The 17,962-nt window shown below is 39.6% G+C and carries 20 protein-coding genes; 14 read left to right on the top strand and 6 right to left on the bottom strand.

Going from position 1 to position 17,962, the window contains the following annotated elements; translation table 11 throughout:
- The first annotated feature begins 22 nt into the window (after positions 1–22).
- From B0H99_RS13530 to B0H99_RS13505, 6 genes are all read left to right on the top strand, one after another.
- On the top strand, positions 23–1,036 hold the full coding sequence (locus tag B0H99_RS13530) for a GNAT family protein (RefSeq protein ID WP_106534221.1): 1,014 nt from the start codon (positions 23–25) through the stop codon (positions 1,034–1,036).
- Positions 1,037–1,081: 45 nt separating this feature from the next.
- On the top strand, positions 1,082–1,555 hold the full coding sequence (locus B0H99_RS13525) for a hypothetical protein (protein WP_106534220.1): 474 nt from the start codon (positions 1,082–1,084) through the stop codon (positions 1,553–1,555).
- Positions 1,556–1,593: 38 nt separating this feature from the next.
- Entirely contained in the window at positions 1,594–1,914 is a 321-nt protein-coding gene (locus B0H99_RS13520) for an MGMT family protein (protein ID WP_106534219.1), read from the top strand.
- Positions 1,915–2,091: 177 nt separating this feature from the next.
- Complete coding sequence (locus B0H99_RS13515) at positions 2,092–3,402, top strand: glucose-6-phosphate isomerase (RefSeq protein ID WP_342750518.1); 1,311 nt, start codon at positions 2,092–2,094, stop codon at positions 3,400–3,402.
- A gap of 68 nt (positions 3,403–3,470) precedes the next feature.
- Positions 3,471–4,034, top strand: a complete 564-nt coding sequence (locus B0H99_RS13510; protein WP_181313674.1) for a helix-turn-helix domain-containing protein — start codon at positions 3,471–3,473, stop codon at positions 4,032–4,034.
- Between the two features lie 5 nt (positions 4,035–4,039).
- The gene (locus B0H99_RS13505) at positions 4,040–4,858 is read left to right on the top strand and encodes an IS3 family transposase (protein ID WP_245894541.1); all 819 of its coding nucleotides are present in this window, start codon (positions 4,040–4,042) and stop codon (positions 4,856–4,858) included.
- Between the two features lie 66 nt (positions 4,859–4,924).
- On the opposite strand, the gene B0H99_RS13500 is transcribed toward B0H99_RS13505, so the two are convergent.
- Together B0H99_RS13500 and B0H99_RS13495 are read right to left on the bottom strand one after the other, a co-directional pair.
- Entirely contained in the window at positions 4,925–5,269 is a 345-nt protein-coding gene (locus tag B0H99_RS13500; protein WP_106534216.1) for a hypothetical protein, read from the bottom strand.
- Positions 5,270–5,282: 13 nt separating this feature from the next.
- Positions 5,283–6,572, bottom strand: coding sequence for a helix-turn-helix transcriptional regulator (locus B0H99_RS13495; RefSeq protein ID WP_106534215.1), 1,290 nt, complete (start codon positions 6,570–6,572; stop codon positions 5,283–5,285).
- A gap of 521 nt (positions 6,573–7,093) precedes the next feature.
- Here B0H99_RS13495 and B0H99_RS13490 point away from each other — a divergent pair.
- Positions 7,094–7,669: a YflT domain-containing protein gene (locus tag B0H99_RS13490; RefSeq protein WP_106534214.1), complete on the top strand. Its 576-nt coding sequence runs from the start codon at positions 7,094–7,096 to the stop codon at positions 7,667–7,669.
- Positions 7,670–7,901: 232 nt separating this feature from the next.
- Positions 7,902–8,753, top strand: a complete 852-nt coding sequence (locus B0H99_RS13485) for a YflT domain-containing protein (RefSeq protein WP_106534213.1) — start codon at positions 7,902–7,904, stop codon at positions 8,751–8,753.
- Between the two features lie 318 nt (positions 8,754–9,071).
- On the opposite strand, the gene B0H99_RS13480 is transcribed toward B0H99_RS13485, so the two are convergent.
- Positions 9,072–9,263: a CsbD family protein gene (locus tag B0H99_RS13480; RefSeq protein ID WP_106534212.1), complete on the bottom strand. Its 192-nt coding sequence runs from the start codon at positions 9,261–9,263 to the stop codon at positions 9,072–9,074.
- A gap of 87 nt (positions 9,264–9,350) precedes the next feature.
- Positions 9,351–9,635: a hypothetical protein gene (locus tag B0H99_RS13475; protein WP_106534211.1), complete on the bottom strand. Its 285-nt coding sequence runs from the start codon at positions 9,633–9,635 to the stop codon at positions 9,351–9,353.
- A gap of 409 nt (positions 9,636–10,044) precedes the next feature.
- On the opposite strand from B0H99_RS13475, the gene B0H99_RS13470 reads away from it, so the two are divergent.
- Positions 10,045–11,109 (top strand): glycosyltransferase family 4 protein, encoded by a 1,065-nt coding sequence (locus tag B0H99_RS13470; protein ID WP_106534210.1) that lies wholly within the window; start codon positions 10,045–10,047, stop codon positions 11,107–11,109.
- 69 nt (positions 11,110–11,178) lie between these two features.
- Here B0H99_RS13470 and B0H99_RS13465 read toward each other — a convergent pair whose 3' ends face one another.
- Positions 11,179–12,225 carry an LCP family protein gene (locus B0H99_RS13465; protein ID WP_106534209.1) on the bottom strand — a complete coding sequence of 349 codons (1,047 nt, stop codon included), beginning with the start codon at positions 12,223–12,225 and terminating at the stop codon, positions 11,179–11,181.
- Positions 12,226–12,343: 118 nt separating this feature from the next.
- Positions 12,344–12,979 carry a YigZ family protein gene (locus B0H99_RS13460; protein ID WP_106534208.1) on the bottom strand — a complete coding sequence of 212 codons (636 nt, stop codon included), beginning with the start codon at positions 12,977–12,979 and terminating at the stop codon, positions 12,344–12,346.
- A 160-nt stretch (positions 12,980–13,139) separates the two neighbouring features.
- Between B0H99_RS13460 and B0H99_RS13455 the strand changes: the two genes are divergently transcribed.
- The 5 genes from B0H99_RS13455 (at position 13,140) to B0H99_RS13435 (ending at position 17,844) form a co-directional block, all read left to right on the top strand.
- Positions 13,140–14,285 carry a sensor histidine kinase gene (locus B0H99_RS13455; protein WP_106534207.1) on the top strand — a complete coding sequence of 382 codons (1,146 nt, stop codon included), beginning with the start codon at positions 13,140–13,142 and terminating at the stop codon, positions 14,283–14,285.
- 27 nt (positions 14,286–14,312) lie between these two features.
- Positions 14,313–14,987, top strand: a complete 675-nt coding sequence (locus B0H99_RS13450; RefSeq protein ID WP_106534206.1) for a response regulator — start codon at positions 14,313–14,315, stop codon at positions 14,985–14,987.
- Between the two features lie 210 nt (positions 14,988–15,197).
- The gene (locus B0H99_RS13445) at positions 15,198–15,755 is read left to right on the top strand and encodes a DUF4440 domain-containing protein (protein WP_106534205.1); all 558 of its coding nucleotides are present in this window, start codon (positions 15,198–15,200) and stop codon (positions 15,753–15,755) included.
- A gap of 98 nt (positions 15,756–15,853) precedes the next feature.
- Positions 15,854–17,188 carry an ATP-dependent helicase ComFA gene (locus B0H99_RS13440; RefSeq protein ID WP_342750517.1) on the top strand — a complete coding sequence of 445 codons (1,335 nt, stop codon included), beginning with the start codon at positions 15,854–15,856 and terminating at the stop codon, positions 17,186–17,188.
- A gap of 83 nt (positions 17,189–17,271) precedes the next feature.
- Positions 17,272–17,844, top strand: a complete 573-nt coding sequence (locus B0H99_RS13435) for a ComF family protein (RefSeq protein WP_245894538.1) — start codon at positions 17,272–17,274, stop codon at positions 17,842–17,844.
- Positions 17,845–17,962 lie beyond the last annotated feature (118 nt).

Raw genomic sequence — 17,962 nt, 5'->3', positions numbered from 1 at the left:
GCTGAAAACAGGGGTGAAGAATATGTACGAGCTAGTGTCCGTACGGGAACATGTGCGGTGGCAAAAAATTCTGGATTTGTTTCAATTCTCGGATATTTACTACACGGCCCAGTATTTTTTAAGTGCCATCAAACTAGATCCTGGCGAGCCTCTGCTTTTCTACTATGTAGATGACGAAGGAGAAGTTGCTTATCCGTTCATAAAAAGATTGATCAACGAGGAAGATGCTTCTTACTTTGATATTACTACACCTTTCGGATATGGAGGACCCTTGTTAAAAATCAAAGGGGATGGGGAGAAATTAACAAAGAATTTCAGAAGGGCTTTCGAAAGATTTTGCCGAGATGAAAAAATTATAGTAGAGCTGATCCGGTTTCACCCTATAGCGAATAATGCTTCTTTTTTCATAAACCAACTACCGCTATATCCGATGTATGCCACATATACTTTAGACATTAAACAGCATGTTCAACAGCTTAAAACAAATAAATCCTATACCAATAATAGTCCTAACTCTGACAATCAAGTAATTATAAAAAAACTAGGTACCGTACGTCATCTCTTCGATTTCCTTGTTCTGTATTATTCAGCTGCCAGAAGAAGGGAAGAAGCCGACAGTTATTACTTTTTCACAAACGACTATTTTGAAGCGCTGATTAGCTCGTTAGGGCCAAGCTTGCATTTGTTTGGGGCATATCAAGAAGAGAAATTGGTTTCTGCTTGTTATGTATTAGCAATGGGAGACACTATTTTTTACCATTTAGAAGGAAGTGTTAGTGGACAAAGAGACGAGAATGCTTGTCAATCTCTTTTGTGGAAAATTGCCGAATGGGGAGAAGAAAATCATTTCTCCTATTTGCATTTAGGGGGCGATTTTAAAGGTGATCACGAGCCTCGCAAGAATTTAAAGCAAGAAATAAGCAATATGGAGCCTGCCACATTTTTTATCGGACAACATGTACATGATGTTCCTGTTTATAGTAAATTGGTTTCTTCAAAAGAAACGGATTTGGTTAAGCGATATAGGTATGGATAAATCAACAATTGCCATAGCACTTAAAAATGCCGAGGAGGTACATATATGAGATACTTGCAATATAAAGGGTTGCTGGAAAGAGAAAATAAAAAATCCTTAAAGAAGATTATGTACGAAACGTGTATCGTCGAAGAACTAAATGCTTCTCAAGGTGCTAAAAAATTAGGAGTAGCAAAAGAAGTGTTTGTATATTGGCGCAAATATTATAGACTAGAAAAAAGACAAATCTTATTTGATCAAACAGTAGAAGATTTAGATAATCTTCAATCTCTTTATGCCGACGATGTAAAAGGCTTGGATATGAATCGCCCTCTTCTTTATCAAGGAGAAAAATCGCTTCAAGGATTAGAAGAGGTGATTGAACGAACAGTCGATTACTATAAATATCTTCACTTTAGAAGTGAAGGATTGTCTCTTGAAACAGCGAAATTGCCGTTATATGAATTCAGTAAAGATATTGTGCACACGTATCGTGAAGGTGTTTTAGAAAATGAATTGAAGCAGTCAATAAGATCGTAGGAATGTTCGAAATTTTTAAAAGTGGGGATTGAAAGTGCATGCAACCGTTCACTGAAAAAGCACTGCAAGTCATACAGAATGTGCCAGCCGGAAAAGTGATGACCTACGGCCAAGTGGCAAGATGCGCTGGAAGTCCTAGAGGCGCAAGGCAAATTGCCAGATTGCTGCACAGTATGAGCGAAAAGCATGGATTGCCCTGGCATCGAATAGTCAATTCCCAAGGGAAACTGGTTCTTGCTGATGAAGAGGCCCGGCACCTTCAACGCACGTTGCTCGAGCAAGAAGGTGTAGAAATTAATCGGTCAGGGCTGATCGATCTGGAAATGTATCGGCATAATCCAGACGATAGTATGGTTTAGATAATTTCCTATCAACAGTCTAAAAAACTAGTTTTTAAAGCCCATCCTTTTATGGGCTTTTTTAATTCAAATATTTTAAAGAAAAAAGTGAGGAATGCTGTGGCTTTTTGGTATTTTAGTTTTTATAAGAGTATCATCGACATTTCATGTTAAAATAAGGAGACTAAAAAAAAGGCGGTGGTCCACATAGAAACAGTAACTTTAAACGATAAGTATGTTAAAGGTTTTGTAGAAAATGAAGAGTTGGCTGCATTGCAATCTTTTGTTGAGGTAGCACATAAAAATATGCATACCAAAACAGCTATAGGATCGGATTATTTAGGATGGTTGGATTGGCCATCAAAAATGGACGATGCAGAGTTGACGAGAATCGAAGAAGCGGCTCAGAAAATCCGGGAAACAGCCAATGTTCTGGTCGTCATCGGAATTGGCGGCTCTTATTTGGGAACAAAAGCTGTCAACGAATTGCTGGGCTCTTCATTTGGCTTTAACCAAACTGAAATTATTTATGCTGGCCAGAACATAAGCGGCAAGTACATGGAAGAACTATTGACTTATATTAAAGGTAAAAATGTAGCTTTGAATGTTATTTCAAAGTCGGGTACAACTACGGAACCTGCCATTGCATTTAGAATGCTCCGTACTTGGATGTATGAGACGTATGGTGAAGAAGCAAAAGAAAGAATCTTTGCCACTACAGATAAAACAGGGGGAGCACTTCGCAAAAATGTTGATGCTAACGGCTATACCTCTTTTGAAATACCTGGAGACGTTGGAGGCCGTTACTCCGTATTGACTGCAGTAGGATTGCTTCCATTAGCCGTAGCGGGAGTCGATATCCGGGCATTATTGAAAGGTGCGGAACAAGCAGAGCAAGAATTGCAGTCCGTTGACTTGTCTTCAAATGCTGCCTATGCGTATGCTGCTTACCGACAAATTTTAAACAGCCGTGGATTTTCTGTAGAAGTTCTTGCAAGCTTTGAACCATCGATGAGTGCTTTCCATGAATGGTGGAAGCAATTGTTCGGAGAAAGTGAAGGCAAGCAAGGCAAAGGTATTTTCCCGGCTTCTGTCATTTACTCAACTGATCTGCACTCAATGGGACAGTATATGCAAAACGGGCGTAGAATGTTATTTGAAACAATGCTTCGCTTTACAGAAGATCAACAACAAACCCAAATTCCTTTTGACGAGAATGATGAAGACGGTTTGAACTACTTAACCGATAAAACGTTGCATGAAGTCAACATGCAAGCATTGGAAGCTACAGCATTGGCTCACGTAGAAGGCGGCGTACCTGTCATTACATTGGACGTTGGCAAGATCGATGCCCATCACGTAGGTTACTTAATTTATTTCTTTATGAAATCATGTGCCATGAGCGCTTATTTATCTGGCGTCAATCCATTTGACCAACCAGGTGTGGAGCTATACAAACAAAATATGTTTGAGCTGCTCGGGAAACCGGGATACGAGAAAAAAGAATGAAAAAAGCCCGTTACGGTAGTGCACCCCCAAAGTTAGAGTCAAAATCTAACTTTGGGGGTGTTTTTTCTATGGCGAAATATAGTGAGGGGTTCAAACTGCGGATGGTCAAAGAATACGCGGAAGGTTCTTTGAGTTATACCCTGTTAGCCCAAAAATACGGAATTCCTAGTTCTACTCCAATTAAACGCTGGGTACGTGCTTATCAGGTGTTTGGAGAAGAAGGATTGCGGAAGAAGCAGACGCACCAGGTGTATTCTGTTCAATTCAAGGTGGATGTATTACACTTTATGAAACAAACAGGTGCTTCTTACCAGGATACGGCGATTCAGTTTAAGATGAACAACCCTTCCCTGATCACGACTTGGAACCACCGGTTCCTGGAAAAAGGGATAGCCGGCTTGGAGGAGCGAGCGAAAGGACGGCCACCCATGTCCAAGAAACCGAAAAACAGAACTGAAAACCAAGAGAAACTTTCATCTCGGGAAGAGCAGCTTGAACGCGAGAATGAGTTGCTTCGCTTAGAGGTGGCTTATCTAAAAAAGTTGAAAGCTTTCCGGGAAAATCCGAATGCCTACCTCGAAAAGCCCAGACAAAAATGGCGTTCGAACTCCGCGAAGAAGGATTCCGATTGAAGGATGTGCTGAAGATCATCGATCTTCCGGAAGCAACCTATCATTATCACCGCTCTCGTTCCGATTCAGAGGACCCGGACCACGAGTGGAAGACGCGGATCTTGGCGCTGTTCGAAAAACATAAAGGCCGTTACGGCTATCGCCGGATTCACTCGGCACTTAAGGCGCAGGGACACGTCATCAACCACAAGAAAGTCCAGCGCCTTATGCTTGACTTAAAACTGAAATGTGTGAAGTTCATCCGGAAATCCCGCTACAGATCGTACAAGGGCAAGGTGGGCACCATCGCAAAGAACCGGCTGAACCGCAGGTTCAATACAGCGTATGCCCTGCAAAAAATCACTACAGATGTCACTGAATTCAAATGTGCTGGAGAAGAAAAGCTGTACCTCAGTCCTTTAATGGACCTTTACAATGGCGAGATCATTGGGATGAGCATGTCAAAGCGCCCGACCCTCGAGTTCGTCATGGAGTCTTTTGCGAATGCGCTTCCGGTTATCGAGCAGGCGGCTTACCGGACGACCGTCCATTCCGATCAGGGGTGGCATTATCATCACCCTTCCTGGGTGAACGCACTAAAACAGAACCGAATTTACCAAAGCATGTCCCGGAAGGCGACCTGCGCTGACAACGCCGCGATGGAAAACTTCTCCAGCTTACTCAAACAGGAGATGTATTACGGAGAAGAACAGGTCTCTTACGATAAATTAAAACAGCGAATTGAACGTTACGTCCATTACTACAACAACGAACGCATCAAACGAAAATTGGCCGGCATGAGCCCGGTGCAATACCGGACGCATGCCAGCCAATTAGCTGCATAACGAAAACTCTAACTTTAAGGGGTCACTACCTACTCCAAATAGGAGCGACGGGCTTTTTAAATTTTGTTAAGCGTTTAAATTTTGCGCAGCCCAAGGCTCAGGCACACGGTCAGCAAGTTGATATTTCACAGCCCAAGGCTCAGGCACACGGTCAGCGAGTTGATATTTCACAGCCCAAGGCTCAGGCACACGGTCAGCAAGTTGATATTTCACAGCCCAAGGCTCAGGCACACGATCAGCAAGTTGATATTTCACAGCCCAAGGCTCGGGTACACGGTCAGCAAGTTCGTGTTGTACAGCCCATGGTTCAGGAACGCGGTCAGCTAAATCATTTTTTTGTAAAGTAGACGTTCCGTAAATACTGGTAGCAGTAACTAATGCTGCAAGGGATAAAAACACAAATTTTTTCATTCTTTTCCACTCCTCATTTGATGATCATAAGATTTTTATAAGATTGTTGGGCTTTGTTCAGCATAATCGCTGATTTTTCAAACTTACCTTGTTCAAAATAGATATTCCCTAAAGTACTATAATAAAAACCTAATTCAAACTCTTTATAATTTTGGCTTAAAATGGGAATCAACTTATTTAAGAAATATTCTTCAAAATGCTCGATATCTTCATAAATAAAGTAAGATAAACACATAAATTCTGTATAAGCTTCTTTAAATGTATTATTAGAAGGCATATCAAGACTAAGTTTCTTATCTTGTATCAGTTTATGGCCTTTTGCCAATAATTTTCTAGCAGCTTCAAGATCTCTTAATTCAATATAGCATTTTAATAATACGCAATAATTTAAAAGTATATCAGATGTATATTCAATAGGAATATAATTCAAAGCATTATTCAAATGTTCTATAGCCAATTCATAATCTTGAAAATGGTAATAAAAGTAACCATAGTTATATTCAGTCGTAAATTTTAAAATGTCGATATCTAATTTAGCACCAATAGTTAATGCATGCTTGAAATGTTCTTTCGCTTTTTGGAAATTACCGAGCCTGCGATCACTAATGGCAATATTTAAGTGACATTCAACAAGTCTCTTTGGAATAAATTCTTGTTGGTAGATTTTTAAAGCCATCTCTGAATATTTGCTAGCCATTATAGTTTCCCAACACTGTGTTGCTGAGATACCAATTGAATAATATAAATCTCCTACTTCAGAAGCAGAGAGTGATGGTGGAGCTATCTTTTCTGCAACTAAATAGATTCTTAGGGCTTCTTCAAAATCATTCAAAATATAATTATAATTCCCATTATATTTATGGAATAAATAAAATTGCTCTTGATTCATAAATTCTTTGAAGCGCTCAATTTCTCTTATTTTTTCTTCTGCACTATCTAAATCGCCGGTAATGATGAAGTATCTTATTTGCTGTATACAATACTCTAATTCAATATCTTCATCCACGTGGAGTAATGGATGATCATGGATATCGGCATACTGTTCCATTATTTTTCCTTTATTTTGCGGATGCAATAATGAAGTTTTAAAATTTTTCACTAAAACTTTGCCAATTGGATTATCTTTCGGTGCTAACGGAATTTCTAATTTTTTACATAAAGCCTGCAAGTCTTTAAGTGAAGGAGCTTTTACGCCTGCTTCAATTTTCTTAAGTTCCCTTGCTGGCATAATATCATGTGCAAGGTCTTCAACGCTTATTCTCTTTTTAATTCGGTGGTATTTTATACGTGATCCTGTTTCCATTGATTCTCTCCTTTCCATTTGCATGGGCAGTATGTCGATCATCCATGTAGGAGAGTTACTGTCTGGGGTTAATGGTTTTTCTGAAATGTAAGAAAACGCAGGTTTATTGAGTACGATGTTCTTCGCCCCCGTAATTCGTAATAAACTTAAAAAATATCTTTAATTCATAATAGCATCAATTTTCAAAATAGACTGCTTTTCGTATGGATATATTTTCAAATATAGAAAAAAAGGAAATTTTACCTAGTTTAGCGCAACTGCAAAATTACTAAAAAGTTCTATTTAGACCAATTGATGAATTACAAATAGACTAATAATCTAGGGGGAAGAAAATCTTTCGCAATTTAGAAAGCTCTTTTTTATATTATATGTACGGTATGGTAAATATAACAAGAGGTTTTTAATATTTCCATTGTACTATTTATTTGATTGGAAGAATAAGGATATATGGCTTAAGTTTAAATTAACTTCCGCAAAGGGTATTAGATTTTTAATACAGGTTATCATTGGAGGTTTTATAGATGGAAAAGAACAAACAAGTAATTGCTGTAGTATATTCAGAACAAGAAGCAATAGCTAAAATTCGTGAACTTAAATTAGAAGGATATGATGAACATAACATCCACATCATGGCGAAAGATGAAAGTCGTTTTAACCACATTGAACAAGAGTCGGAGGTGAGTGTAGAAAAAGCCACTTCATTTAAAGATTCTTTTAAAGGGATTTTCAAAGGAGGAGCAAATGCTCTGGATGGCATAAAATCATTCGGGTTAAGCGATTCTGAGACAGAACGTTATTCGGAGAATGTCTCGCAAGGCGGAATTCTAATTTATGTGGAAAACGAACGCAAACGGCCATTGGACGTATTGGAAGAAGGCGGTTTTCGGGACAGGGAAGGAAACCGAATTGAACCTTCTACAAACGAGTTTGTAAATTCTGTAGACAACGAGTATGTTGAGCAAGAAGATCGCTTCGAACGAGGAGAAAGTTTCCAAGAAGATCCAAAACTTGTGAAGGACCAAGATCATTTGACTTTTTCTTCGACTGAAAAGCCTAATGTTAAAATAACTAGGTCAGGCAATGCGGAAAATTATTAATAAATAATGATGTGAAGCCTTTTCAGTTATTCTGAAAGGGCTTTTATAGTTTTTATGCTTTGTAATTAAAAACAGCTATCTAAATACACGCATAAAGGACGCGTGATTAAAATTTCCAGAACTTTTTCCGCTCTAACAATTAGAAAAAATTTGGACAAGAGGCACTCTATGTTTTAGTGTTCTGCATGTTCGGGTAGATAAAGATTAAGACAGTTTACAGGAGGCTGAACAAATGAATCAATCAAATTATGAGTTTCAAATGCTTTATAGCCAAGAAGAACTGATTAACAAAGTGAAAGACTTAAAATCACACGGTTACAATGAGAGTGATTTGCATGTTTTAGTGAACGATTCTTCCGTCATCAATCTGGTGGACGACGAAAGTGATCTTCATACACATGAAGCAGATACAATGGGCAGTAGATTAAAGTCCATATTTAGCGGGAAAGATGCAATACGTACGGAGTTAGGGAAGTTTGGTCTGGACGACACAACAAAAGAAGCTTATCAGCAAGATCTTGAAAGTGGGGCGATTCTTCTTTATACAGACCGCCACATTGAGGGAAGAGGTTCTCAGAGCTCCACAACTCATACAGAAGATACTCGAGTGATCCAAAGTGATAAAGCAGGGCGAAATACAGCCATTGCGCCACTGGGAAGAGACCTTGAACGTGATGATTTAAAACATAATGATGAGAAGATTATAGATAAAGATATACCTTCAAATAACTCCACTAACCGTTATTCTGATGAAATCTATACAAGTGAGGTTTCGAGAGAAGAGCAGCAAGGTGATGCTGGTTATGGTGAAAAGATGAAAGATTTGCGTGTAAAAGGAGAAAATATTCATCCTACAGGTGGCTCTACTCCTAAAGATGAGAGTGCCCCTGCTGAAAAAATTATGGACCATGAGCCTGCCTTACAATCAACAGAAGGGCAAGATAATCTTAACCGTGAAGAAGGAATCAACCGCCGACAAGACGAACAGTCTCCCGGTGTAGATCCGAATTTAGGGCCAGCTCCTTTTGGGCGGGATTCAGAAGAAGAGCATTTATTGAACAAGCGAAGAAATGATTCTCGGTAAGATCGAAGTTCTTGAAGTGCCCAACTGCAACATGAAAATGTAGATGAAAACAGGAACAACTCCGCATGTTGAATTTTTCAACTTTTCTACAGCCTCAGAAATGAGGCTGTTTTTCTTTATTTATTTGAATGATTTATTTTTGTGATAAGTAAAGGCTATTTACTAAAGTAAAAGGATCTTTTAAGCTCTAATCTATTCAGATTATGGTTACCAAGTGCTAAATATTTAGTTGGGTGTAAAGTGAAATTGCCTTTCAAAAAGCCTAAGAATTAATGTGGATTTCATAGCGGCATAAAAAAACCGGTCATAGGACCGGTTTTAGTGTTTAGGTTTAGTTGCATCTTTAAATTCGCCGACGGTTTTTTGGAACTCACCTTTAGCTTTGTCCATTTTTCCTTCGTTTTGCTTTTGGCGATCGCCGGTAGCATTACCGACTTGATCTTTAATTTCACCTTTGCCTTTGCTTACAGCACTTTTAAGTTTATCAGAAAGTCCTCCATTATCGCTCATTATAATTTCCTCCTTTTCATTGTCTTACATAGTATTTAACCGTTTTTTGCGATAATTAAACTTAGAGAAATGAAATTACATAGGAAGCTAAGAAGTCAGAGCAAGTAATGTGTTTTTTGCAACGTCTTGTACATTGATACAAAGGTCTTGTTCAGCTAATCTTCTAAGTGTTGTTATCGGAGTATAAGGATTTTGCGCTACCCCTTTTCGCACTACTGCATGTTGGTCCATGGACAAGTCGACTAATAATCCTACGCAAGTGATCGTTTTGGCCAATTCGGCTCGCAATTCGTAATCCATTTTAAGTACCATTGCTTCATCCCGAGGAGACCATTCGGTTTTCACTGCATAAAATTGCAGATCGCCATTCATTCTGGTATGCACCTCTTGTCGCATTTATTGTAATATTCAAATTACACATATAGTATAACACAATGATAGAAAAATACTAGATGGTTAAGCTGCTAAAGGAGTAACCAGACAGGGGTTTTCATTCTAAGTAACCAGGTGTTTAGTAGAAAAGGAGAATTTAAGGATGGAATACTTAAAAGCAAGAAAATAAGGGGAGTGTGCAATATTGCCAGGGGCAATTTTTTTGAAGTCTAGCAATGCAGAATCTTTTAAAGTCGTTTAAATGACGAAACCTTTAGCAGTGTTATACGTCTAAATACTCAAAATAATAAACAAAATGAATATAGATAAGGTTTTAATTTATAATTTCAGGTGGTATAATCAAATAATGGATTCTTATGTATATTGATGAGTTCGAAGGAGGATAAATATGCTCTACCTAACTATGGTTGTGGCATTCATCGCTTCGATTGTTCTGACTCCGATTGTTAAGCGTCTTGCTTTCCGCTTAGGTGCAGTCGACCGTCCCAATTTCCGAAAAGTACATGCAAAAGTTATGCCGCGTTTAGGCGGATTAGCTATATTTGGATCTTTTTTAATCGGATATTTCATTTTGCTCCCAAGAGAACCAGCGGAAGCGAGGTTTATCCAACTAGATTCAGCGATATTAATCGGTGCTTTCCTGATTATCCTTACAGGTGTTTTAGATGATATATTTGAGATAACAGCCAAAGCAAAATTATTAGGCCAATTTCTGGCGGCCAGTATCATTGTTATCGGCGGCGGTTTGGAAATCTCGTTCATTAACTTGCCTTTTGGCGGTGAATTGGATTTTGGTTATTTCAGTATTCCGCTAACCCTTCTTTGGATCATCGGCATTACAAACGCCATTAATTTAATTGATGGGCTTGATGGCTTAGCAACCGGAGTATCTTCTATTGCGCTATTGACACTTTCGGTAATGGCTTTTATTATGGGGGACATTTTTGTCATGACACTCGCGGCCTTGCTTGCAGCTAGCTCGCTTGGTTTTTTGTTTTATAATTTCTACCCGGCAAAAATATTTCTTGGAGATACCGGAGCATTATTTTTAGGTTATATGATTTCGGTATTTGCCTTGATGGGTTTCAAAAACGTTACGATAGTCGCCCTCATTATTCCGATTATCATGCTGGGAGTTCCGATTTCCGATACGTTCTTTGCTATTGTCCGCCGCTTGCGCGAAAAGCAGCCGCTTTCTGCTGCTGATAAATCGCATTTACATCATTGTTTATTGAATATCGGTTTCTCTCATAGCCAGACTGTTTTAATCATATATGGAGTTGCCATTTTGTTTGGACTCGCAGCATTATTGTTTTCACAAGCTACGTTGTGGGGCGGCCTATTGCTGATCAGCCTTATATTAATTGCCATCGAATTGTTTGTTGAGGTTGTCGGGCTAGCAGGAAAGAATTACCGGCCTCTTATTAATTTAGTTAAAATGATTGGGAAATAGCGGATTGGATAAAGCGAAGAGCTTATATCCGATCCGCTTTTTGCTGGTCAAAAAAAGAAACCTCACAATTTACTGTGAGGTTTCCATGTTCCATGTTTCTGCAAATTCAGTATTTCCGTTATCGGATAAACTTGACGTATCAGGTTGCAATCCTAGGTGGCCACGTAAAATATCTTGAAGTTCCTCAAGAGATTCTTCGTTAGGCTGCCAATAGTAGATGCCTGTCGACATATCGTCATACCCATCGACAGTCAATGTTTCCACATCCGGCTTGCCGCCTTTGGCATATTCAAAGAATGCCTGCATATCTTGGAAAGATAGATTGGTTTTCATATTATCGCCGACCGCTTCAATGACATCGCCATATTTAGTAATAGAACCGGCGGACAAAGCTTTATCCATAATCGCTTGCAAAATCACTTGCTGGCGCTTTCCGCGTTCGATATCGTTATCGTAATGCCTTGTTCTGGCAAGTGCAAGAGCTTCACTGCCGTTAAGGTTCTGTATGCCTTTTTCAAGGACAATCGCATCTTTCTTGTCATTTTCGTCTTGTTCTTTCAAGTCATACGGAACTTCAGCGGTAATGCCTCCAAGTGCATCGACTACATCGATAAACGCATCGAAGTTCATGTTAACGTAATAATCGACTGGAACTGCCAACAATTCTTCAACAGCTTCAATGGTGGATGAAGGTCCATTATAGACGTAGGCATGAGTAATTTTATCTTTGCGTCCTGCGTCTGGTATCATCGTGTACGTATCACGAGGAATACTGACGAGCTTTACTGACTTATCAGCGTTGTTCAAAGTTGCAAGCACCAAAGCATCCGAACGTGTATTACCAGTTGAAGCTCCCCGTTTTGAACTATTGTCGACCCCTATAAACAAAATAGAGATATCATCGTGCAACGGTTCAACTTGCTCATCGCGGAGCTCAGACATTTCTCGGTCTTTAAGTTCTTCATATGCTAAGTTCGCGGCATTCTCCGCTTTTTTTACAAGATATATTCCAAAAGCAGATCCACAAATTAGCAGTGAAACAGCCAATGTCAAAAGAACCTTAATAGTCGTACGTTTTCTGCTCGACTTATTCTTTCGATAATTTTTACGGTTCATGGTGGAAGCTCCTTTTTTAGGCCGGCTAACCGAGTATTCAATTCGATTTTTACCAATTTGTCCTTAAACTTTTAAAAGTTATTATACACCCAATTTCCCATGGCGTAAACGAAAAGTCTCATGTTATTTTAAATTCCAAAAACTGTTTTTCCACACATTCAATCGCTGCTTGCCCATTGGTGATTTCATTCATCCATTCGATGAAGAGGGATTCCTTTTCTGCAGGAACATGAGCAAAGAGGTCTACCCCGTTGGTGTATTGGATTTCTTTAAGTAGGTAATCGGACTGGCGAATTTCATTTTCAACTTTTCCGAGCCATGTGTAATCAATGCATACTTTCATTAGGTGATGAAGTTTCCGGTTGACTAGTCCACTCGCATGCAAAGCTTCTGTAGTTGCTTTTCCATATGCCCGGATTAACCCGCCGCCACCTAGTTTAATACCGCCATAATAGCGGGTCACGACAACAACGGTATCTTTCAGTTCTTGTTTTTTTAATACTTCTAATATAGGAACGCCGGCTGTTCCGCTTGGTTCCCCATCGTCATTTGCTTTTTGGATCGAGTCATGTTCGCCGATTAAATAAGCGGAGCAGTTATGTGTGGCTGAGCGGTGAATACTTTTGATGGAGTTGATAAATTCAAGGGCTTCTTGTTCAGTTTCAGCTCTAGCGGCATGGCCAATAAACCGTGATTTTTGAATAATTATTTCCGCATCTGCATTTTCACCCACGGTTTTGTAATTCTCTCGCATTTTAACGCCTCCTGTAGTAGAATGTAATCAGATAATTAGTAATATGTTTAATTATACGACTTTCCTTATATAGTGATATACTTGTTAACATTATAACAGGCATAAAGAAATAAAGTTTATTCACTTTAGCATAGTGGAGTGTAGCTAAGGCGGTTATAAAATGGCTAATAAAATCGATGGAAAAGCATTAGATTCCATTTTCGATCACTTGATTGCGACGTTGGAGCAATCAAAACAGGAAATTTTTTCGATTAGTGAACAAAGTCGGCAAAGTTATGAAGAAATGAAAGATCAACTGGAGGAAGTGCGTACTAATATTTCCCGTGTTATAAAAAATGGAGATCTATTAGAAGAAAAAACTCGAACGGCCCGCAGGAGGCTTGCGGAAGTATCACGTTCGTTTAGCTCTTTTACTGAAACTCAAGTTAGCCAAGCATACGAGCAAGCAAGTGATTTGCAAAACCAATTAGCGGAAAATCGTTTGGAGGAAAAGCAGTATCGGAAAAAGAGAGACGGTTTACAGCGCCGTCTGCAAACTTTGCTTCAAACAATTGAACGCGCTGAACGGCTGGTCAATCAAGTTAATGTTGCTACTAATTACCTGACATCCGATTTGGAAGATGTCGGAGAAGCTATTGACAATACAAAGCTAAAGCAAGATTATAGCCTGCGTATTATTGAAGCACAGGAAGAAGAACGGAAGCGGCTGTCACGGGAAATTCACGATGGCCCTGCACAAATGATGGCAAACGTTCTGCTTCGTTCAGACCTTATCGAGCGGACATACCGGGAAAAAGGATCTGAAGCTGCTTTTCGGGAAATTTCCTCTTTGAAAGAAATGGTGCGAGATGCACTTACCGAAGTCAGAAGAATTATTTATGATTTACGGCCGATGGCGTTGGATGATCTGGGGCTTGTTCCGACATTGAAAAAATACCTTGGAACCATTGAAGATTACAACCAAGGCATACAGATTGTGTTTGAATCCAATGGCATGGAAGTCCGTTTGCCTGCCAATTATGAAACTTCAGTTTTTCGATTGGTACAGGAAGCCACATCAAATGCTATTCGGCACGGAAAGGCAACTAAGATTGATGTGAAATTCGAATGGCTAAAAGACAGGGTTACTATTATCGTAAAAGATAATGGCGCAGGATTTGATCAGAGCATCGTGAAAAACCAGTCATTTGGCCTGATAGGCATGAAAGAAAGAATTGATTTAATTGAAGGTGATTTTTTCATCAATTCTTCTCCTGGAAACGGGACGGTTTTGATGTTTCAAATACCTTTGAAATTGGGTATATAAGATACGGTATTCAAGGAGGGCAACATAATGACAAAGATAATTATTGTAGATGATCACCAACTATTCCGTGAGGGAGTAAAGCGGATATTAGATTTTGAAGATTCTTTCGAAGTCGTCGCAGAAGGCGGAGACGGAAACGAAGTCCTCAAATTGTATGAAGAATACAAACCGGATGTGGTATTGATGGACATCAATATGCCACAGAAAAACGGAGTGGAAGCGACCGGGGAACTCATGGAGAAATATTCCGACGCCAAAGTCATTATGCTGTCCATTCATGACGATGAATCATACGTAACGCATGCACTAAAAACCGGTGCACTTGGCTATATGCTGAAAGAAATGGACGCAGAAGCGATCATTCAAGCTATTAAAGTCGTGGCAAAAGGCGGTTCCTATCTGCACCCGAAAGTGACACGCAATTTAGTGATGGAATTCCGCCGTTTAAGCGAACGGGAAAACAAAGGATCATTTCATCAGACAGAAATCCGTCGTCCATATCATTTATTGACAAAGCGTGAGAGTGAAGTTCTTCAGTTATTGACGGACGGCCAAAGTAACCGTGTAATTGGTGAAACTTTGTTTATCTCAGAAAAAACTGTTAAAAACCATGTTTCCAGCATCCTGCAAAAAATGCAGGTAAATGATCGTACTCAAGCAGTTGTAACTGCTATCAAAAATGGCTGGGTAGAAGTACGCTAAATAAATTAAAAACAGTGCACCTTTAGCTCTGAAATTTTAAGCTGTCGAGAAACTCTCGATGGCTTTTTTATTTCGTTTTAAACGGACGTTTTCTGTAGGCATGGCATTAGTCGCTTCATTCGCTAGAGGGTTTTATTCTCTTCGGTCACAGTTTCTTCATTTGAATTACGTTTCCTGCTATGGCAGAATAAAACGCAGGAGGTATGATGGATGAAAAAATTGATTACAATAATAGGCTTGGCGTTGACGCTTGCTGCTTGTTCAGATTCAGCAGAGCCTTCAGTAAATGAAAATACGGTCGAAGACGGCAATTCTGCAAATGAAAACAATGCTATTGACCATGGCATAGAAGATAAATCGGTTGGATTTACATTAGGTGATGACGGCAAAGTGATAGAAGCAGATGTTCCTAAAGAAGAAGCGAATAAGTTATTAGCAACTTACAAGGAATACATTGATGCCTTTAATCAGGAAGATTTAGAACGATATATGGCTCTAATTGCTTCAAATCCAGAAGGCTTTGATCGCAAGGAAGACGAAGCATCATTAAAAAAAGCGTTTGAAACTTATGATGTTACCTATACAACGACCAATGAAACTATTGTGGGGTATAAAGAAAGCCGAGCTGAAGTTTTTGCAGAAATCGATGTCTTAATGGAAGAACCTGAATCGGGGAAAAGTACAAAGCAATCCGGACGGCAAGTAGTTGTCTTTATTAAAGAAGATGGAAACTGGAAGGTTACTAGCCTTCATTTTATCGGCAACTAACAAAACTTCTCGCTTTTAGGCGAGAAGTTTTTATTATGCATATTTTTTGGAAGAGTTCTGGTAAACTAACAAAGAATGCGAAGTAAAAAGAAAGGAAGATGCTGTTGACAGAATTAGAACAGTTTTTAACTGGCCGCATATGGATTAGAGAATTTATGCCATTTGCTCAAGAAGAAGTGGATGCTGCCATCGCTGCAGGGAATATTGGTGTGAAAAAAGGAATCACCGAAAACAAGGAATGTGCTCGCTGTCTAGAGAAATCACCTCAAAAAATTATTTCTTTTCATTGTGCCAAATGCCAGACTATTTGTTCTTACTGCCGAATCTGCTTGAAAATGGGACGTATCAGTTCTTGTACCGAACTGATTTTCTGGACGGGCCCATCCCCAAAACCTCAATCCCCTCATTCGTATACATGGAATGGTACGCTGACAAAATTGCAACAAAAGGCCTGCAATGAAGTGCTAGAAAGCCTTTCCAAGAACTCGTCCCATCTAGTTTACGCTGTCTGCGGAGCAGGAAAAACTGAATTATTGTTTCCTCCGCTTGCTAAAGCACTAGAAAAAGGGCAGCGCATCTGTATTGCAGCTCCCAGGACCGATGTTGTTTTAGAATTGGCTCCGCGTATAAAAGCGGTTTTTCCGGATACCGTTATCCATACCCTTTATGGTGGTTCTCCGAAAGAAACGGGTTTTCCTCATATTATAATTGCGACAACGCACCAGTTGTTCCGGTTTGAAGATGCTTTCAATCTTATTATAGTAGATGAAGCGGATGCTTTTCCTTATTCTTACGATCCATCTCTCGAACGTGCCGTTATGAAATCAAAGAAAAAGGAAGCACCGATAGTGTACGTATCTGCGACACCATCGGATCGTCTTTTAAAAGATATTCCGAATCAGTCCAGGATTTTTAGAAGGTTTCATGGCCATCCTTTGCCGGTTCCGCAATTTCAACCGTTATGGAATTACAAGAAAAAATTTTCTGGAAGTGAAATACCAAAACCGCTGGCTCTCTGGATTCAAAAGCGGCTTGCAAATAGGGAGCCATTTCTAGTGTTTTTGCCAACTGTTGAAATGATTGAGAAAGTCACGCCGCTCTTCAAGAACTTGGATAGGCGCATCGAAGCAGTACATGCATCCGATCCTGAGCGGAAGGAGAAGGTGATGAAGCTAAGAAAAGGCGACATTATGGGTGTTCTTACTTCCACTATATTGGAAAGGGGAATTACAATTCCAAATGTTCAAGTGGCTGTCGTTGGAGCGGATGAAACCATATTTGACGCTGCGGCTTTAATTCAGATAGCAGGAAGAGTTGGCAGGTCAATCGATTTTCCTGCAGGCGACATCGTCTTTTTTCATAATGGTATTGTCCGGCAGATGGATAAAGCAAAAAAACAAATTCTATCCTATAATAGGATGGTGTCTAATTGATATGTTACCTGTGCAGTGATGAGCTCCCTGTTCTGCCTTCTTGGAGAACCATGTTTTTAAATGACATTCAACAAGTGGTTTGTATGAAATGCAAAAGCGGCTTTGAAAAAATTAGCGGACCGGTCTGCCCAATTTGTGGAGTGCCAAATGATAATTTGTGCATGGATTGCCGTTACTGGGAAACGACAGAATATGCAGGCCTTCTGCAAAGCGGCACAAGTTTCTACTATTATAATAAGCCGATGAAAGATTACTTGCACCAATACAAATTTTTGCAAGATGTAGTGCTTGCAGAAGTGTTTGCTAGTGAACTTCACAATAAACTGAGCAAAACAAAAGCGGTAATTGTTCCGATTCCGATGCATCCAATTAAGATGAGGGAAAGGACGTTTTCTCAAGTGGACTGTATGTTAGAAGCGGCGAAACTGGACTATGCCCATTATTTGACGAAGAGCGAGCAAACTCAAGGCAAGAAAACGAAAAAAGAGCGAATAACTTCCCAAAATCTTTTTCTTTGGAATGGCCGGCCGGTTCCAAAGGAAATTCTGCTGGTTGATGATTTGTATACTACAGGAACCACTATACGCCATGCTGCTAAAGAGTTAAAAAGAGCAGGAGCAACAGAAATTTCATTTTTTACGCTTATTCGAAGTTAAGAAAAAGGGCATCCGGTACTCCGGAGGCCACTGAAAAACCCTTCCTTTAAATCAATGGGAGACTAAAAAAAGAGTTGGAAGGCAGGATTTCCTGTCTTCCGACTCTTTTTTTGCCCTT

The sequence above is a fragment of the Planomicrobium soli genome (assembly GCF_003014655.1).
GTDB classification, from domain to species: Bacteria; Bacillota; Bacilli; order Bacillales_A; family Planococcaceae; genus Planococcus; species Planococcus soli_B.
Note: the sequence above shows the minus strand (reverse complement) of the source record. Positions and strands in the feature narration are given on the sequence as shown.

What these genes read in the sequence shown, in the direction of transcription:
- B0H99_RS13465 (WP_106534209.1), bottom strand. Translation starts at nt 12,225, where the DNA reads ATGAACCGTAAAAATTATCGAAAGAATAAGTCGAGCAGAAAACGTACG.
- B0H99_RS13510 (WP_181313674.1), top strand. Translation starts at nt 3,471, where the DNA reads ATGGCGAAATATAGTGAGGGGTTCAAACTGCGGATGGTCAAAGAATAC.
- B0H99_RS13495 (WP_106534215.1), bottom strand. Translation starts at nt 6,572, where the DNA reads ATGGAAACAGGATCACGTATAAAATACCACCGAATTAAAAAGAGAATA.
- B0H99_RS13435 (WP_245894538.1), top strand. Translation starts at nt 17,272, where the DNA reads ATGAAATGCAAAAGCGGCTTTGAAAAAATTAGCGGACCGGTCTGCCCA.
- B0H99_RS13455 (WP_106534207.1), top strand. Translation starts at nt 13,140, where the DNA reads ATGGCTAATAAAATCGATGGAAAAGCATTAGATTCCATTTTCGATCAC.
- B0H99_RS13445 (WP_106534205.1), top strand. Translation starts at nt 15,198, where the DNA reads ATGAAAAAATTGATTACAATAATAGGCTTGGCGTTGACGCTTGCTGCT.
- B0H99_RS13485 (WP_106534213.1), top strand. Translation starts at nt 7,902, where the DNA reads ATGAATCAATCAAATTATGAGTTTCAAATGCTTTATAGCCAAGAAGAA.
- B0H99_RS13475 (WP_106534211.1), bottom strand. Translation starts at nt 9,635, where the DNA reads ATGAATGGCGATCTGCAATTTTATGCAGTGAAAACCGAATGGTCTCCT.
- B0H99_RS13530 (WP_106534221.1), top strand. Translation starts at nt 23, where the DNA reads ATGTACGAGCTAGTGTCCGTACGGGAACATGTGCGGTGGCAAAAAATT.
- B0H99_RS13520 (WP_106534219.1), top strand. Translation starts at nt 1,594, where the DNA reads ATGCAACCGTTCACTGAAAAAGCACTGCAAGTCATACAGAATGTGCCA.
- B0H99_RS13525 (WP_106534220.1), top strand. Translation starts at nt 1,082, where the DNA reads ATGAGATACTTGCAATATAAAGGGTTGCTGGAAAGAGAAAATAAAAAA.
- B0H99_RS13460 (WP_106534208.1), bottom strand. Translation starts at nt 12,979, where the DNA reads ATGCGAGAGAATTACAAAACCGTGGGTGAAAATGCAGATGCGGAAATA.
- B0H99_RS13490 (WP_106534214.1), top strand. Translation starts at nt 7,094, where the DNA reads ATGGAAAAGAACAAACAAGTAATTGCTGTAGTATATTCAGAACAAGAA.
- B0H99_RS13440 (WP_342750517.1), top strand. Translation starts at nt 15,854, where the DNA reads ATGCTGTTGACAGAATTAGAACAGTTTTTAACTGGCCGCATATGGATT.
- B0H99_RS13480 (WP_106534212.1), bottom strand. Translation starts at nt 9,263, where the DNA reads ATGAGCGATAATGGAGGACTTTCTGATAAACTTAAAAGTGCTGTAAGC.
- B0H99_RS13500 (WP_106534216.1), bottom strand. Translation starts at nt 5,269, where the DNA reads ATGAAAAAATTTGTGTTTTTATCCCTTGCAGCATTAGTTACTGCTACC.
- B0H99_RS13450 (WP_106534206.1), top strand. Translation starts at nt 14,313, where the DNA reads ATGACAAAGATAATTATTGTAGATGATCACCAACTATTCCGTGAGGGA.
- B0H99_RS13470 (WP_106534210.1), top strand. Translation starts at nt 10,045, where the DNA reads ATGCTCTACCTAACTATGGTTGTGGCATTCATCGCTTCGATTGTTCTG.